The organism is Campylobacter sp. DY7 (assembly GCF_057802535.1).
Map to the genome: position 1 here is coordinate 1 of NZ_JBYJAU010000010.1, position 16,874 is coordinate 16,874.

A 16,874-nucleotide genomic window follows, 5' to 3' on the forward strand; every position below is an offset into this window, starting at 1 on the left:
TTCGTGATTTACTAAACTAAATACTTCTTTAAGACCTTGTTGGATTATGTCTAGTGGGCGTAGAGAGTGTTTGATTAAGAAGTATAGTAATGCTAGTATGATTATTAATGAGATTGTAAAGATTGTTAGGTTTTGTTTAATTAAACTACCTAAGCTCTCATCAAATTCACTAGCTTCACTCGTAGCACAAATAGTCCAGTTTAAATCATTATGGTAAGCACAAACTGCTACTTGATCAATATTATTAAGATTATATTCAATAGGAGTTATTGTGCCATTTGATTTATTTTTAGAAGCGCTTATTTCTTGTAATTTTTTAGTAACTTCATCTGCTATTGTTGCAGGTTTTAGTTCTTGCTTACTATCTGCATAGATTGTAAATAATTTTCTACTATCAAAAGCAAAGGTTGAACTTGTTCTTGATGGCTTAAGAGATAAGATATTTTCTCTCATTTCTTCTAATAAAACATCTCCTGCTATAACACCTACAATCTTACCATTCTCAAACACAGGTGCTGCTATTGTTGCTGCATTTTTGCCTAATGCGTCATTATAAAAAACTTCATTTCCTATAATAACTCTACCTTCGCTTACAGCTTCTTTATACCAACTATCGTTTCTATATTCTGTATTTTCTAAAACATTAGCTTTTTCTTCTTTATTTACTTTTTGAAAAATTTTGCCATCGCTAGCTCTTACATAAAAAATACCAGCCTTAAAGCCTGAAACATCATAGTATAAATCTAAAACATTTAATATGCCTTTATCATTTTTACTATCAACTTCATCAAATTTTTCTACAAGTTCTGCTATAAAAGTCTTTTTTCCTGCAAAATAAGCATTTATATACATCACAGTAGAATCTAATGTGTTTTTCTTGCTTTGATTTAAAGCACTATAAGAATCGTTTTTAGAGCTTTCGTAATTTACAACGCCTAAAATAATAAAGCATAAAATAAGTGGAATTCCCACTAACAATGGAACTTTATTTGTAAGTTTCATTCATAACCTTTCTAAATAAGTGTAATTTGTTTAAAAAGGCGTAATTGTATCATTAAAAACTAATTTATAACTTATATAAAATAAAAAATTTAATTAATAAGAATTTAAAATCTAATTTTAAGGTTTAATTCCTATTTCAAATTCTTTTTGAAATTTGAAATAGGATTTTAAAGAAAACTTAATTCTTATTTGTAGCTAATTTGCGTCTTAGGTAAGCGATTTTTGTTTGCAATGGTAATTGTTTTGGACAATTATCTTCACAAGCAAGTAAGCTCATACAAGCAAAAATACCATCATCATCACCAATTAACTCATAAAAATCATCTAAAGTTCTGTTATCATGTGGGTCTTGCTCGTATCTTGCAGCTCTCATAAGACCTGCTGCTCCAATAAAATTTGGTCTCATAACTTTAGTTGCACATGAAGCTATACAAATACCGCATTCAATACAGCGATCAAGCTCAAATGTTTCTTCAGCAATAGCAGGCTCAACCTTTTCTTCAATCTTAGAAATATCAGTAACTTTATCAGTATGTATCCAGCTTTCAACTCTTTTACACATACCTTCCATCCATTCACCTGTATTAACACTTAAATCTTTAATATGCTTAAATGCAGGTAATGGCATAAGCTCAATTACTCCATCAGGATAATCTCTAGTTAAAGTTCTGCAAGCTAATTTTGGCTTACCATTAATCATCATCGCACACGAACCACAAATTCCAGCACGACAAACAAAGTCAAAGCTTAAACTAGCATCAAATCTTTCTCTAATCATATTTAAAACTATAAAAATAGTCATACCATCAGTTTCTTCTAGCTCATAAGTAGCAAAATGCGGTTTGCTTATTTTGCTATATGGATTATATTTAAATGCTTTTATCGTTAATTTTCTACTCATAATCAACCCCTATTCTTTGGTTTGGTGCTTTAAATTTAGCTTGTAATTCATAAGGCATTAACGCATCTTGAATTTCATATCTGTTTTTGCCTTCTGCTTGCATTTTTTCTGTTATTTCATCTACTTGCTTTTGGCGAACTTCGCTTAATGGGTTTTCTATGATATTCCCTTTTGCACCATATCCACGGAATGCTGGTGGCATTTCCATTTTCATGATATCTAAGTCTTCATATTCAACTCTAGGTAAAGTAGAACCTTCATCCCAATAAGTCATAGTTCTTTTCATCCAGTTTAAGTCATCTCTTTTTGGATAATCTTCTCTATAATGTGCTCCACGGCTTTCTGTTCTAAGTAATGCACCACGAGCTACACAAAGTGCAACTTTTAGCATTCTTGGAACTCTATAAGCTTCTTCAAGCTCTGGATTTGAACTATTTAATTCTTTATCTTTAATAGCTACTTTTGAGCTTTCTACTAATAATTCTTCAAGGCGTTTTACTGCATACTCTAAGCCTTCGCCTGTTCTAAATATAGCAACATGCTCCCACATAATATCTTTCATTTCATTTTTGATTTCAAAAATATTATATTTACCTTCACGATTTGCTATTTCTTTTAAATAATTTGCTTCTTTATTTAAAAACTCTTGCACCACATTCATATCAGCTACAATTGCATTGTTTTTGCAATACTCAGCAAAATAATCTCCTACAATCATACCTGCTACAACGGTTTCAGCACAACTATTTCCACCAAGTCTATTAAATCCATGCATATCCCAGCAAGCTGCTTCACCAGCTGCAAAAAGTCCTTTCATACGAGGAGTTTCTCCGTTTGGCTTAGTTCTAATTCCACCCATTGAATAATGTTGCATAGGAAGAACTGGCGCCCAACCTTTTGGACCTTCATCAGCAGGGTCAATTCCGTTAAATGTCTTACAAATATCTTGAACATCTCTTAAGTTTTTTTCTACATGAGCACGACCTAAAATTGAAATATCAAGCCATAAATGCTCCCCATAAGGACTCTTTACGCCTTTTCCTTTTCTAATATGCTCCATCATACGACGACTTACAACATCACGGCTAGCAAGTTCTTTTTTCTCTGGTTCATAATCAGGCATAAAGCGATATCCATCAACATCTCTTAAAACCCCACCATCACCACGGCAACCTTCTGTTAAAAGTATTCCACTTGGAACAATCGGTGTTGGGTGAAATTGAACTGCTTCCATATTTGATAAAGAGCAAATTCCAGTCTCAAGTGCCATAGCTGCACCTGTTCCTTCACAAATAACTGCGTTTGTGGTTTGCTTATAAACTCTACCATAACCACCCGTTGCAATCATTGTGCCTTTTGAAACAAATGCTGTTAGGCTTCCATCAATCAAACTTCTTGCAACTACTCCTAAACAAACGCCATCTTTATGAATAATTCTTAAAGCTTCCATTCTATCTATGATTTTTACATTATGCTTTATAGCTTCATTTGCAACACCAAAAATCATACAATGCCCAGTAGCATCAGCTATATAACAGGTTCTCCATTTTTTAGTTCCACCAAAATCTCTTGCGTTTATTAGTCCGTGTGCTTCTGCTTTTTCTTCTATTGTTACTTTTTGAGCGTTGATTACAACACTTCTAGGACCTTTAGTAATTCTAGTCCAAGGCACACCCCAACTAGCTAATTCACGAACAGCCTTAGGTGCTGTTTGAGCAAACATACGAGCTACTTCTTGATCGCAACCCCAGTCGCTTCCTTTTACAGTATCAGCGAAGTGTAAGTCTTCATTATCGCCTTCACCTTTATTTCCATTAGCAAGGCTTGCTTGCATACCACCTTGAACTGCTGCTGAGTGAGAACGCTTAACAGGACAAATACTCAAAAGCGTAACCGATTGACCACTCTTAGCAACTTCAACTGCAGACCTAAGACCTGCAAGTCCTCCACCAACTATCAAAGCATCACTAAATTCTACTTTCATTCTAAGCCTTTCTATTTGTTATAAGCTCATTCCAGCTTTTATGAATACTGCTAAATTAGCAAGTCCTAAAACTATAAAGAAAATACTAATAATCCATTTTAATTTTTTAAGAGTTTTTCTTCTAGCTCTTGCAGTTTTTACATCTTCACCATCAAACCAACCCCATTTAACGCATAGTCTATAAAGACCTATTCCGCCATGAAGTTCAACAGCAAATAATAAAATCAAATAAAACGCCCACATATTGTGATTTACAATTCTTTCAACAGCACCTAAGAATCTAATTGTCTCAGGATTAAAAAACATCATAGCAAGGTGCATAGATGCAAAGAAGAACATTAAAAATCCGGTACAGGCTTGAATAACCCATAAAGTTGTATCTTCATGCTTGATTAGTTTTGAATGCTCTCTTGTGATTTGCCATTGGCGATAAGTAATAGGTAATTTTCTCATTCCAAGCGCAGCATGAACGAAGAAAATAACAAAAATTACAAACACCATGCAAGATACTATGGCAGGTTTTGGGGTATCAAAAATAGCTGAACCTTCAAAAAACTTAGCCGTAGCATTAAAAAAATCAGGGCTAATTAAAACGGTAGAAACAAATATCATATGTCCCCACATAAAAAGCCCTAGAATTAAACCAGTAGCACTTTGATAGAAGTCAAGCTTAGCAGGTAAGCGTGATTTTGTGCCATCAACTCTTTTGCCTAAAAAATTCTCAATTTTACTAGACACTTTTACTCCTTTTCTTAATTTTTTTTCATTCTACTAATGATTTATAAACGACTTACGAAAAAATATGTGGAATAATAAATTTAAACCACGGATAAGCAATAAGTGTGTAAATTAGTAAATAAATCGCTCCAAAAATAGCACCTAATTTCCAAAACTCACTACCTTTTATATATCCACTTGCAAACCAAATCGGACTATGTCCTGTTCCATAAGGTGTTAATACGCTAATCATACCCATAGGAGCTAGTAAAAACATCATTATAAATGACGCATCAAAGCCTTCAATTTTTCCTGCAATAATCGCAAACACTCCAACAACTGCAGTAACATAAGCAGTGCCTGAAGCGAAAAAATATCTCAATAAACAAAATACTAATAATAAAACAAACACAGCAGTAGTAGGTGAAAATCCACTTAATAAACTATCTGTATATTTTGATAAAAAGTCTAAGAAGCCAACATTTTTTAAACCCCCTGCCATAGTTACTAAAGTTGCAAACCAAGTAAGAACATTCCAAGCTGGTTTATTAGCTAAAAAATCATTCCAAGTAATAATATTTGTAACTATCATTAAAACAATTACAATTAAGGCTGTTGTTGTAGCACTTACGCCAAATTTTTTTGAGCCTATCCATAAAATTAGAGCAAGAACTGAAATGCTTAACATTAATAATTCTTTTGGTTTAATTGAGCCAAGTTTAGTTAATTCTTCTTTAGCCCACGCACTAATTTTACTAGAGCCTTTTACTTCAGGTGGATAAATATAATATGTTAATAATGGTGTGATTAAAAATAAAATTATTCCAACAGGTAAAAAGCATAAAAACCAGCCCATCCAATCAACTACTGCTATTCCTGATTTTGATAAAATTTCTAAAGCAAGTGGGTTTGGCGCTTGACCTGTTAGAAAAATTGAGCTTGAAATACAAGTAGTAGCAAGGCTTACCCATGCAATATAAGCACCTACTTTTCTAGGTTCTTTTTCTGGTGAGCTATCATACATAGTAGGAATACTCATAGCAATTGGATAGATTGTCCCTCCACTTCTTGCTGCATTGCTTGGAATAAATGGGGCTAAAATTAAATCAGCAATAGCAATTGCATAGCCTAAACCTAAAGTAGATTTACCTAATTTATTAACCAAAATTAAGGCAATTCTTTTTCCAAGACCACTATTTTGATAGCCTATTCCTATCATAAACGAAGCAAATATAAGCCATACAACCGAATTTGAAAATCCTGTTAAACCCCAGTTAATCGCAGCTTCTGCACTAATCTTTGCACCTACTTCACCTGATTTTACTGGTCCAACCTTAAATAATACAGCTAAAGCAATAGCGATAATTCCTAAAAACGCAGGTGGCATAGGCTCTAAAATAAGCCCAACTACTAAAGCAGCAAAAATGCTAACAAAAATCCAAGCATTCATACTAAGCACCGAATAATCAGCAAAAATGTATGAACAAGCATAAACAAACAACCCAGTAAAGATAGGGGCTATAAGTTTTGCTAAAGAAACTTTACCTTTCATATTAACTCCTAAAATTAAGTTTAAATTAATATATTACAAAAATCTAAAGATTTTCTTAAATTTTGTAATATTTTTGTAACTTTATTCAATTAATATTTTTTCTTTATATTTAATTAAGAATTAGTTTATTGCGTTAAATGTAAGCTTTTGATTTATTAGCTTTTGTTTAAAGAATTTGAATTAGGAATTTGCTTTTATTGTTTTTGTAAGGTTTAAATATTGTTTTAAAATTCCTAATTCAAATTCTTTATAAATTTATTACAATAAACACACAAAACAACCTACTCTAATCAATAAATTAGAGTTAAAATCAAGCTTATATTTAATACAAAACGAAAAGAATTACAAAATAGAAATTTGCTTGATTGTTTTATTTAGAAATTTTAGAAATTAAGTTTTGGCAAAAGTCTTGAAAAACCTTTAAATCTTCATCGCTTAAATCATCTTTGTTGATTTTAAATTTTAAATATTTTGTAGTAATTATTAGATTTTTTAAATCAAATGATTTTATAGATTTGATTTTAAAAAGCCAAAATCCGCATTCAAATTCTAAAAAATCATCATAAAAATTAAGCCTAATAATATTAAATTTTAGCTCAAAAATTAGCGTAATTATAAGATTTAAGATAGTTAAAAAATACATTATTATAATTTCATCGCTGTATTTAAAAGCTGCAATTATAAAAACAAACCACATTAATAAAATCAAAAAATATTTATTAAAAGTCTTTAGCCTTATACTATGTCTTATCTGTGGTAATTCATAATTATTAGGGTATTTTCCTTTGATATTTAGCATATAAAAAATACTTGTAAAAAATATAAAAAATGCGAAAACATACTTTAAATTCTCATAATCATCTCTTACGCTGTAACGCTCATAAATAAAGCCATTTGATTCTAATTGCCTAATTTCTGGGTAAAATACGCTAGGAACATAATGAATAATTACTTTTTGCCCTATTAGATTTTTTGCATAGCTTTTATCTTCTCTTACTATGAAGGTCTTATGGTTTTTATTATCATCAATCATTTTATAATGCTATATAATGTAAGTTCTTTTTCTAAAGATTCTAAATATTTTTTCATGAACTATCTTCTCTACATCATACAATACGCCTTCAGCCTTTTTAAGCTCATCAAGTTTTTTTGTATGATCGCTTATATATTCTGAGCTATAAAAAATCGTTATAAAAAAAGTTATAAAAACAAAAAATGCTGAGATTAATTGAAATAAAAATAATAAAAAATTACCTTTTTTATCATAACAAAGTCTAAAAATAAATATCAAATATAAGTGTTTAAAAAATGCTTTCATTACTCAAAAGGAAGCTAAGCTTCCTTAAAATTATAAATATTTTTTGATACTTTCAACCCAAGCATTAATTCTTGCTTCGTTTTTATCACCATCAGCTTTATCAAGGCAAAGTCCTCTTAAAGCATTTCCGTGTTGAAGTCTTGAGAAAGTGTATTTATAATCACTTGAACAAACTTCACCTATAAATCTTGCTCCACTAAACGCTAATTTATCATAAAAATCAGCTACACCTGAGCAAAAACTATCAGGATGTCTTTCTTGTCCGCCAACACCAACAATAGCCACATTTTTATCACTAAAATCAATAGTATTTAATAATTTTACCTTGCTTCCCCAATCTTCTGCAAGTGCTCCAAAGAAATAGCTTGAGCTCATTAAAACTAAAGTTTTATATTCTGCTAATGCGTTTATTTCAACATCTTTAATATTTATAACATCAGCACCGATTTTTGCTGCGATTTGCTCTGCGAAAGCTTTTGTTGTGCCGCCTTTTGTAGCGTAAAAAATACCAACTTTTTTCATCATTTCTCCTTGTAATTAAATTGTGTTTTTATTCTAGCCTAAAGAAGATAATCTTTGTGTTAAATTAGTCTTGGAATTTGAAATAGGAATTTCCTATTTCAAATTCTTTAAAAAAATTAATAAAATCCTAGTATTTTCCACCATACTAAGCCAACACAAATCATTACTATAATATCAACAACGCTTACTATAAATCCTACTATCCACCATCTATTAAGACTTACATAACCACTTCCAAAAACCACTGGTGCAGTTCCTGTAGCATAATGAGTTAGTGCCATCATAATATTTCCTGCTGCTGCTAGCATAAAAGCATACAGCATAGGCGGTGCTCCTAAATCAAGCCCCGTTTTATAAAATACTAAAAACATCGCTGAAATGTGAGCCGTTGTGCTTGCAAAAAAGTAGTGAGAATACAAAAATGCTAAAGTAAAAAATACCATAATAAAAGTAGTGCTAAGTCCTAAAGATGAAGCTGCTAATTTTAATTCTTGACCCAAAAACGAAGCTAAGCCTAATTTATCAAGCATAGTTGCAAGCATAATTAAAGCAGCAAACCATACTAAAGTATCCCATGCAGTTTTTTCTGCTAATAATTCATCATATTTTAAAACCCCAGTTAAAAGTGCAATCGCAAGTCCTAGGGCAGCAACACTAGCAGGATCAAAACTTAAAGCCTTTGAATACTCACTAAAGCCAAACCAATTAGCAAAATTACTAGGCATTCCAGCCCATAAAAATAAGCATAATCCAAAAATACTAAGCATGATTTTTTCATCTAAACTAAACTTACCCATAGCTGCTAATTCTTTTTTAGCAAGTTCTCTTGCATCAGGCGTTTGTTTTAGCTCAGGCGGACTTAAAAAATATATTACTAAAGGCATTAGCAATATTGCACACATACCAGGAACAAACATTCCTAAAGCCCATTGCCCCCATGTAATGCTAATATTTGCATTTGTTGCATCTGAGATTAATTTTACTACAAGTGGATTTGGTGCAGTTGCAGTAATAAACATAGCAGATGTAATTGGGTTTGATTGATAATTTACAAGACTAAGATATGTTCCTACTTTATTTTGTGTAGGGCTATTTGGCTCTGAACCTAAAGCTTTAGCAATTGATTGAACAATAGGGTTAATAATACCACCACCCCTTGCTGTATTTGATGGAGTAATAGGAGCTAAGAATACTTCGCTTAAAGCAATTGAATATCCTATACCTAAAGTTTTTTTACCAAATATGCTTAAAAAATAAAACGCTAATCTTCTTCCAAGACCAGTTTTAATAATACCACGAGCAAGCATAATTGATATAACTATAAGCCAAATTAAGCTATTTGAAAACGCACTTAAAGCATCTTTAATAGCAGCTTTGCTTCTTGCTGCACCACTAATATCAGCACCCACACTAATTGTGCTGATTGCAACAAATGCAATAGCTATTAAGCTTACTGCACCAAGCGGCATAACCTTTAAGATAATACATAAAATCGTAGCTATAAAGCAACCTAAATAAATCCATGCAAGTCTAGCATCACTTAAACTTAAACTAAATATTTTTTCACTTGAAAAATCAGGATTAGCTTTTAATAAAGCTGCTTGTTTTATAGAAACTAAACTTTCAGGAACCGGAATAAAAACAAAAGAAAGAGCTATTAATATACATAAAATAGCTAATGGAATTTTGTCCTTTGACATAAGTTTTCCTTAAAAAGCCCCATTTAAGGGGCGAAATTAAATTATTCTCCTAAAGCTTCTTTAGCGTATTTAATACCTAAATCATAAGCTTTAGCATTTGCATCACGAGTTTTTGCTGGAACATGGCTTAACATTACTTCTTTTACAGCTTCAATATCCATACATTTACTCATATAAACAGCAATTGCAAGCGCTACAACTGATTGAGTTGCAACATTTCCAACTTCATCTTTTGCTATTGTAATAATAGGAATTTCAATTATTTTAAATTTCTTCCTATCTTCTTCGCTAGGTTTTACAAGGTTTGGTTCAACTACTATAATACCGCCTTCACAAACGCCATCTTTAAACCCTGCATAGCCTTTTTGAGCAGTTGAAAGCATAAAAGAAATTTCTCCTTCTACTGCGTAAGGAAATAATATTTCATTGTCATCTAAAATAATATCAACCTTAGTTGGACCACCACGAACTTGAGAAGTATAGGTGCTTGCTTTTATAGCATAACCACCATTTTTATTGCTTCCGCCCTTTTCCATCCAAGCAGCTGCTAAAATTTCTCCTGCGGTAATTACACCTTGTCCGCCTTCTCCACCAAATCTTAGTTGGAATTTCATTTAGCACCTCCTAAAGCATTTAAATCTACCATTCTATTTGCTTGTGCTGCACGGCGAACTTCTTCATAAGCTTTGCAATACTCAGGCTTAGTTTTATTCTCATATAAAATTCCTGTTGGGAATTTATTCGCCCTTTCTTCTTCGCTTAATTTATCAAATTTTGATTTTTCTACTGAGCGATTGCTAATCCAATCAAGCATTTGAACAGCTTCACCCATTTTGTTTTTACGACCTAGGTTAATATGGCAGTTACTAAAGCAATCAATAAAACTATAACCCTCATGGCTCATTGCTTTATAAATCATATTCTCAAGCTTATTTGCTTCAATTACATTACCACGAGCAATAAAACTAGCACCTGCAGCTTTTACAAGCTCACAAGCATCAAAACTTGGGTCAATATTACCAAATTGAGCAGTAACTGTGTAAAATCCTTGTGGAGTCATTGGGCTTGTTTGAGAGTTTGTAAGTCCATAAATAAAGTTATTAATCATAATATGAGTTAAATCTATATTTCTTCTTGCTGCATGGATTAAATGATTACCACCGATTGCAGTTGTATCGCCATCTCCTGTTACAACGATTACATGTTTTGTAGGATTTGCTAGTTTTATACCAGTTGCATAAGCTAATGCACGACCATGAGTAGTATGAACTGTATTACAATTTACATAAGAGCTCATTCTACCGCTACAGCCAATTCCACTAACCATACAAACATCGTTCATATCCCAGCCCATTTTAGCAATAGCTTTAATAATACATTTTAAAACAACACCATCACCACAGCCCCAGCACCACTGAGTAGGCATTTTATCTACTCTTAGATATTCATCATAATTAAATGACATTAGAAACTCTCCTTTACTTTTGCTTCAATTTCACTTGGAGTAATAGGACGACCATTAGCTCTATGTAAGCTAGCAAAATCATCTCTTTTACTTGCTCTTTGAATTTCTTCTAAATATTGTCCCATATTTAGCTCTGTTACTAAAATCTTTTTAAATCTTGAACAAACTTCAGCTAATTTTTTCTCATGCACTGGATATAAAGTAATAGGTCTAAATAAACCAACCTTATAACCTTGTGCTCTAAGTCTAGTAATTGCTTCTTTTGCTGCACGAGATACGCTACCATAAGCAATAATGCAAATATCTGCATCATCTAGCATAAATTCTTCAAATAATGCAATTTCATCAACTTTATTTTTTACCTTACCTATAAGTCTTTTCATATTGTAATCAACTATTTTTCCATCTTCTGTTGGAAAGCCTATGTCTCCATGATGAAGTCCTGTTACATGATAGCGATAGCCTTTAAAGAATGGATTTAAAGTAGCTGGTTCGTTCATTTCTGCTTTATATGGCTTATATTCTTTAGGATCACCTGTAAATTCACGGCGTGGTTCTATTTTTAAATCTTTTATTTCAGGTAAAATTGCCTTACCATTCATATGTCCAACCGTTTCATCCATTAATAAAAACACTGGAGTTGAATATTTATTCGCATAATTAAATGCAGTAATTGTTAGATTATAACTTTCTTCTAAGCTTGCAGGTGCAATAGCAATACTTGCCATATCGCCATGGCTTGGAGATTTAGCTTGGAATAAATCACCTTGAGCAACACGAGTTGGTAAGCCAGTTGAAGGTCCTCCACGCATAACGTTTACTATAACGATTGGAATTTCAGCTATATAAGCAAGTCCGATTTGCTCTGATTTAAGGCTAATTCCTGGACCACTACTTGCTGTCATTGCTTTTGCACCACTCATAGCAGCACCTAAGGCAACACTAATTCCACTTATTTCATCTTCCATTTGTATAAATGTTCCATTATTTTTTGGTAAAAGATGGCTTAATTCATGAGCTATTTCACTACTTGGAGTGATAGGATAGCCACCAAAAAATGTGCAACCACAATCAATTGCAGCTTGAGCTATTAGGTTATTTCCTGTTGATATTACTTCTCTCATTGTTACGCCTTTAACTTTTTAAAATTATTAGCTTTAATTGCTGCAGCTCTGTCTTTGCCTTCTTGAGAAGGTTTTGCAAACTTAAAGCTCTTAGCATCAGCAACATTAATCGCAAAATCAGGGCAGTGATTTTCACAATCTCTACATCCGATACATGATTCTGGATTAACCACTTCAATCATTTGACCAAGCACTGCACTTGGCTCATCTCTCATAGCAATAACACCCATAGGACAATAGCTTACGCATATATTACAGGCTTTACATCTTTTCTCATCAACCCATACAGGAGCGTTAGTTTCCATTTGTTTTCCTTTCTTTTACCTAGCCAAAAGGCTAGGATTTAAATTACTTTAAAATTTCTTTGATTTTTTTACCGATATCTGCAGGAGAATCAACTACATGAACGCCATAGCTCTTTAAAGCTTCTTTTTTAGCAGCAGCACTCTCATCAGCACTTCCAACTATTGCACCAGCGTGACCCATTCTTTTACCTTTTGGAGCTGTTGCACCAGCAATAAATGCTACAACAGGCTTAGTGATATTTTCTTTTATAAATTTAGCAGCTTCAACTTCTAAACTTCCACCGATTTCACCTATCATAACAATAGCTTTCGTTTGCTCATCTTTTTCAAACTCAGCTAATAATTCTTTATAAGCAAGTCCTATGATTGGATCTCCACCGATTCCAACTGCAGTTGTAATTCCGTATCCACCTAAAACAACTTGATTTGCTGCTTCGTAAGTTAATGTTCCACTTTTTGAAATTACGCCGATATTTCCCTTTTTAAATATAAAGCCTGGCATAATTCCTAACTTACATTCATCTGCTGTAATAATTCCTGGGCAATTTGGTCCTATAATTTTCATACCTTTTTTATTTGCATAAGCTTTTGCAAACATCATATCTTTTACAGGAGTGTGCTCTGTAATTACAACTGCTAGTTTAATACCTGCATCAGCTGCTTCAATAATACTATCTCCAACAGCAAATGGAGGAACGAAAATTAAGCTTGTATCAGCACCAGTTTTAGCAACTGCTTCTTTAACTGTATCAAATACAGGTTTTCCAAGATGAGTTTCTCCACCTTTAAACGGAGTTACACCACCAACAATATTTGTGCCATAAGCAATGCATTGCTCTGCGTGAAATGTAGCTTCTTTACCTGTAAAGCCTTGAACTATTACTTTTGTATTTTTATTTACTAATATACTCATTATTTTCTCCTTACTTTACTAAGCTTTTTACGATTTCAGCACCATTTGCAAAGTCTGTTGCTGCGTGAATATTTTTAAGACCTGAATTATCTAAAATCTCTTTTGCTTCTTTAGCGTTTGTTCCATCTAGGCGAACAACCACAGGAATATCAATTTGCGTTGTTTTAGTAGCTTCTAATACACCATTTGCAATTCTATCGCATCTTACGATACCACCAAAGATATTGATAAAGATTACTTTTACATTCTTATCTCTCATGATAATCTCAAATGCTTTTGCAACCGTTTCAGCACTTGCTCCACCACCAACATCTAAGAAGTTTGCTGGTTTGCAGCCACTATAATTAATAATATCCATTGTAGCCATTGCTAAGCCTGCACCATTTACCATACAAGCTACATCGCCATCAAGTTTTACATAACTTAAGCCATATTTACTAGCTTCAAGTTCAGCTGGATTTTCTTCTGTTTCATCTTTTAATTCTGCAATATCAGGATTTCTATAAAGACCGCTATCATCAAAACTCATTTTTGCATCAAGCGCGAAAAATTCACCTTCAGCAGTTTTTATAAGTGGATTTATCTCAACTAAATTAGCATCTTTTGCTAGATATAATTTATATAATTTATCAATGAAAGTGATTAGTTTTTTACCTTCATCTTTATTTAGTCCTAGAACTTTTACAACTTCAAGTCCATGAAACATTTTAAAGCCGATTGCTGGGTCAATTGTAACTTTTGCTATTTTTTCTGGTTGCTCTGCTGCAACTTTTTCTATATCCATACCACCTTCGCTTGATGCTATAATTGTAATTTTTTCTTCCATTCTATTAAATAGTAGTGCCAAATAATATTCTTTTTCTATATTTGCACCGCTTTCAATATAAAGCTTTCTAACAAGTTTTCCTTCAGGTCCTGTTTGATGGGTTACAAGGTTCATTCCTAAGATTTTTTCAGCATACATTTTAACTTCATCTAAACTCTTAGCGATTTTTACACCGCCACCAAGACCACGACCACCTGCGTGTATTTGAGCTTTTACAGCCCAAACACTTCCGCCTAATTCTTTAGCATTAGCTACAGCTTCTTCAACACTAAATGCAACCTTACCTTTTAATGTAGGCACACCAAACTTAGCAAAAATTTCTTTTGCTTGATACTCGTGTATATTCATTTTTACTCCTTAAATTGATTTTATAATATTATTAAATGTAACACTTGGTCTCATGATTTTTTCAGCTACTTCGCCTAAAACATAATAACCATCTAAATCCACAGCTTTTCCTTCTTCGTTCATATATTCTTCAATAATTTTAGAAGAATTTGAATTCAGATTTTCAGCAATGTTTTTGAAGTGATTTTTCATATTTTCATCTTTATTTTGCTTAGCAAGTGCATTTGCTAAATAAATTGCAAAATAAACATGACTTGTTCTATTATCATTTTCTTTTGCATTTCTACTAGGTGCTTTATTTTCATTTAAATAAGAAGCAATTGCCTCATCAAAAGCTTCAGCTAAAACCATAGCCTTAGCATTTCCTTTATTTCCTTCAAATTCTAATGAGCTTTGAAGTGCTAAAAACTCACCTAAACTATCCCATCTTAAGTGATTTTCTGTAATTACTTGTTCTACTTGTTTTGGAGCTGAACCACCAGCACCTGTTTCAAACATTGCTCCACCATTTAGCATAGGAACAATTGAAAGCATTTTTGCACTTGTTCCTAATTCTAAAATTGGGAAAAGGTCTGTTAAATAATCTCTTAAAACGTTTCCTGTAATTGATATACAGTTTTTACCACTTCTAATTATTTCTAAACTTTTTTTGCAAGCTTCATAAGGACTTAAGATTAAGAAAGTTTCTCCTAATTCTTTTTTAACTAAATCAATGATTATTCTATCGCTTGCTCTTTTACTATCAAGCCAGAATATTCCTTGCTCGCCACTTAATTCACATCTTTGTTTTGCAAGTTTTATCCAGTTAGCTATTGCATCAGGTTTAGCTAGATTTATTCTATAAATATCGCCTTTTTTAACATCATGTGAAATTAAAACTTCGCCATTTAGTTCTATTTGATAAGTAGCGTCTAAGTCAGCTATGAAAGTTTTATCATGTGAGCCGTATTCTTGAGCTTTTTTAGCCATTAAACCAACGTTGCTAACCGAACCAACCACGCTTGGATTAATTGCACCATTTGCTCTCATATCGTCTAAAACAGCCTTGTAAATAGTTGCATAAGTTTGATCAGGAATAACTGCATTTGTATCCATTTCATTACCATTTTTATCCCATAACTTAGCACCATTTTTAAGCATTGCAGGCATTGAAGCATCAACTATTACATCGCTTGGAACGTGAAGATTTGTTATGCCCTTGTCAGAATTTACCATTGAAATTGGAGCTCTTGTATTTAAAATCTCTTCATATCTTTTTAGGATTTGCTCTTTTTCGCTTGAGTTTTCAACCTTGCTTAAAAGTTCGCTTAAGCCGTTGTTTGGATTTATTCCTAAATTTGCAAACTCATCGCCAAACTCAGCAAATAAGTCTTTAAAATATACCTTAAGTGCATGAGCGAATAACACAGGATCGCTTACCTTCATCATTGTAGCTTTTAAATGAAGTGAGAATAAAATATCTTCTTTTTTGCAAAGCTCTATTTGTTTTTCATAAAACTCATCTAATTTTGCAACATTCATAAAAGTTGCATCCATTACTTCGCCACTTACAACTTCAAATGATTTTAGTTCAGTTTTTGCACCATTAACAACTTTAAATAATCTTGCAGTGCCATTTTCTTTAACTAAAACAGCTTTTTCATTTGAGAAAAAGTCATCACTATTCATACAACTTACAAGGCTTTTACTATCTTTACTAAAGTTTTTAGTCTTATAAGGATTTGCTTTTGCATAGTCTTTAACAGCTTTTGTGCTTCTTCTATCTGAGTTTCCTTGTCTTAAAACAGGATTTACTGCTGAGCCTAAAACTTTTGCATATTTTTCTTTAATAGCCTTTTCTTCATCATTTTTTGGCTCATCTGGATAATTTGGAACATTTATTCCTTTGCTTTGCAATTCTTTTATGCAAGCTTTTAGTTGTGGAATTGATGCTGAAATATTTGGTGTTTTAATAACATTAGCACCATCTTTTTTAACAAGCTCTCCTAAATGAGCTAAAGCATCTTCGCACTTTTGTCCATTTAAGCACTCAGGAAAACTAGACATAACTCTAGCAGCAAGTGAAATATCTGCAACTTCAACTTCTAAATTAGCATGCTTTAAAAAAGCCTTTGCTATCGGTAAAAAGCTAAGAGTAGCCAGTGCCGGTGATTCGTCTGTGAAAGTATAAACAATACTCATTTTAACTCCTTTAAAT

16 protein-coding genes are annotated in these 16,874 nt (G+C 32.6%); all 16 read right to left on the reverse strand.

Annotation, left to right across the window (positions count from 1 at the left end):
- On the reverse strand, window positions 1-1,002 hold a 1,002-nt coding region (locus tag AC1B00_RS07005; protein ID WP_488848971.1), incomplete at its 3' end, for a cache domain-containing protein.
- A gap of 178 nt (window positions 1,003-1,180) precedes the next feature.
- Window positions 1,181-1,903 carry a fumarate reductase iron-sulfur subunit gene (locus AC1B00_RS07010; RefSeq protein WP_239818423.1) on the reverse strand — a complete coding sequence of 241 codons (723 nt, stop codon included), beginning with the start codon at window positions 1,901-1,903 and terminating at the stop codon, window positions 1,181-1,183.
- Window positions 1,896-3,887, reverse strand: coding sequence for a fumarate reductase flavoprotein subunit (locus AC1B00_RS07015; protein WP_239818422.1), 1,992 nt, complete (start codon window positions 3,885-3,887; stop codon window positions 1,896-1,898). The genes AC1B00_RS07010 and AC1B00_RS07015 overlap by 8 nt, the downstream gene beginning before the upstream one ends.
- Before the next feature lie 18 nt (window positions 3,888-3,905).
- A complete protein-coding gene (locus tag AC1B00_RS07020; RefSeq protein ID WP_239818421.1) occupies window positions 3,906-4,625 on the reverse strand; it encodes a fumarate reductase cytochrome b subunit in 720 nt (239 codons plus the stop codon).
- A gap of 52 nt (window positions 4,626-4,677) precedes the next feature.
- Window positions 4,678-6,156 carry a DASS family sodium-coupled anion symporter gene (locus AC1B00_RS07025; protein ID WP_336611733.1) on the reverse strand — a complete coding sequence of 493 codons (1,479 nt, stop codon included), beginning with the start codon at window positions 6,154-6,156 and terminating at the stop codon, window positions 4,678-4,680.
- Between the two features lie 370 nt (window positions 6,157-6,526).
- Complete coding sequence (locus AC1B00_RS07030; protein ID WP_488848972.1) at window positions 6,527-7,189, reverse strand: hypothetical protein; 663 nt, start codon at window positions 7,187-7,189, stop codon at window positions 6,527-6,529.
- Window positions 7,190-7,198: 9 nt separating this feature from the next.
- Window positions 7,199-7,474: a hypothetical protein gene (locus AC1B00_RS07035; RefSeq protein ID WP_488848974.1), complete on the reverse strand. Its 276-nt coding sequence runs from the start codon at window positions 7,472-7,474 to the stop codon at window positions 7,199-7,201.
- A gap of 30 nt (window positions 7,475-7,504) precedes the next feature.
- Window positions 7,505-7,996: a flavodoxin domain-containing protein gene (locus AC1B00_RS07040; protein ID WP_488848976.1), complete on the reverse strand. Its 492-nt coding sequence runs from the start codon at window positions 7,994-7,996 to the stop codon at window positions 7,505-7,507.
- Window positions 7,997-8,112: 116 nt separating this feature from the next.
- The gene (locus AC1B00_RS07045) at window positions 8,113-9,696 is read right to left on the reverse strand and encodes a DASS family sodium-coupled anion symporter (protein WP_488848977.1); all 1,584 of its coding nucleotides are present in this window, start codon (window positions 9,694-9,696) and stop codon (window positions 8,113-8,115) included.
- A gap of 41 nt (window positions 9,697-9,737) precedes the next feature.
- Complete coding sequence (locus AC1B00_RS07050; protein WP_239816914.1) at window positions 9,738-10,310, reverse strand: 2-oxoacid:acceptor oxidoreductase family protein; 573 nt, start codon at window positions 10,308-10,310, stop codon at window positions 9,738-9,740.
- Entirely contained in the window at window positions 10,307-11,161 is an 855-nt protein-coding gene (locus tag AC1B00_RS07055; protein ID WP_336611728.1) for a 2-oxoglutarate ferredoxin oxidoreductase subunit beta, read from the reverse strand. Before AC1B00_RS07055 ends, AC1B00_RS07050 begins: the two co-directional genes overlap by 4 nt.
- Window positions 11,161-12,285, reverse strand: a complete 1,125-nt coding sequence (locus tag AC1B00_RS07060) for a 2-oxoglutarate synthase subunit alpha (RefSeq protein WP_239816916.1) — start codon at window positions 12,283-12,285, stop codon at window positions 11,161-11,163. The genes AC1B00_RS07055 and AC1B00_RS07060 overlap by 1 nt, the downstream gene beginning before the upstream one ends.
- 2 nt (window positions 12,286-12,287) lie before the next feature.
- Window positions 12,288-12,590 (reverse strand): 4Fe-4S dicluster domain-containing protein, encoded by a 303-nt coding sequence (locus tag AC1B00_RS07065; RefSeq protein ID WP_336611727.1) that lies wholly within the window; start codon window positions 12,588-12,590, stop codon window positions 12,288-12,290.
- A gap of 43 nt (window positions 12,591-12,633) precedes the next feature.
- Window positions 12,634-13,503, reverse strand: coding sequence for a succinate--CoA ligase subunit alpha (gene sucD / locus AC1B00_RS07070; RefSeq protein WP_488848978.1), 870 nt, complete (start codon window positions 13,501-13,503; stop codon window positions 12,634-12,636).
- A 10-nt stretch (window positions 13,504-13,513) separates the two neighbouring features.
- Window positions 13,514-14,677, reverse strand: coding sequence for an ADP-forming succinate--CoA ligase subunit beta (sucC, locus tag AC1B00_RS07075; RefSeq protein ID WP_239816919.1), 1,164 nt, complete (start codon window positions 14,675-14,677; stop codon window positions 13,514-13,516).
- 9 nt (window positions 14,678-14,686) lie between these two features.
- Complete coding sequence (locus tag AC1B00_RS07080; RefSeq protein WP_488848979.1) at window positions 14,687-16,858, reverse strand: NADP-dependent isocitrate dehydrogenase; 2,172 nt, start codon at window positions 16,856-16,858, stop codon at window positions 14,687-14,689.
- Window positions 16,859-16,874: the final 16 nt, after the last annotated feature.

What these genes read in the sequence shown, in the direction of transcription:
- AC1B00_RS07010 (WP_239818423.1), bottom strand. Translation starts at nt 1,903, where the DNA reads ATGAGTAGAAAATTAACGATAAAAGCATTTAAATATAATCCATATAGC.
- AC1B00_RS07015 (WP_239818422.1), bottom strand. Translation starts at nt 3,887, where the DNA reads ATGAAAGTAGAATTTAGTGATGCTTTGATAGTTGGTGGAGGACTTGCA.
- AC1B00_RS07025 (WP_336611733.1), bottom strand. Translation starts at nt 6,156, where the DNA reads ATGAAAGGTAAAGTTTCTTTAGCAAAACTTATAGCCCCTATCTTTACT.
- AC1B00_RS07030 (WP_488848972.1), bottom strand. Translation starts at nt 7,189, where the DNA reads ATGATTGATGATAATAAAAACCATAAGACCTTCATAGTAAGAGAAGAT.
- AC1B00_RS07035 (WP_488848974.1), bottom strand. Translation starts at nt 7,474, where the DNA reads ATGAAAGCATTTTTTAAACACTTATATTTGATATTTATTTTTAGACTT.
- AC1B00_RS07040 (WP_488848976.1), bottom strand. Translation starts at nt 7,996, where the DNA reads ATGAAAAAAGTTGGTATTTTTTACGCTACAAAAGGCGGCACAACAAAA.
- AC1B00_RS07045 (WP_488848977.1), bottom strand. Translation starts at nt 9,696, where the DNA reads ATGTCAAAGGACAAAATTCCATTAGCTATTTTATGTATATTAATAGCT.
- AC1B00_RS07050 (WP_239816914.1), bottom strand. Translation starts at nt 10,310, where the DNA reads ATGAAATTCCAACTAAGATTTGGTGGAGAAGGCGGACAAGGTGTAATT.
- AC1B00_RS07055 (WP_336611728.1), bottom strand. Translation starts at nt 11,161, where the DNA reads ATGTCATTTAATTATGATGAATATCTAAGAGTAGATAAAATGCCTACT.
- AC1B00_RS07060 (WP_239816916.1), bottom strand. Translation starts at nt 12,285, where the DNA reads ATGAGAGAAGTAATATCAACAGGAAATAACCTAATAGCTCAAGCTGCA.
- AC1B00_RS07065 (WP_336611727.1), bottom strand. Translation starts at nt 12,590, where the DNA reads ATGGAAACTAACGCTCCTGTATGGGTTGATGAGAAAAGATGTAAAGCC.
- sucD (WP_488848978.1), bottom strand. Translation starts at nt 13,503, where the DNA reads ATGAGTATATTAGTAAATAAAAATACAAAAGTAATAGTTCAAGGCTTT.
- sucC (WP_239816919.1), bottom strand. Translation starts at nt 14,677, where the DNA reads ATGAATATACACGAGTATCAAGCAAAAGAAATTTTTGCTAAGTTTGGT.
- AC1B00_RS07080 (WP_488848979.1), bottom strand. Translation starts at nt 16,858, where the DNA reads ATGAGTATTGTTTATACTTTCACAGACGAATCACCGGCACTGGCTACT.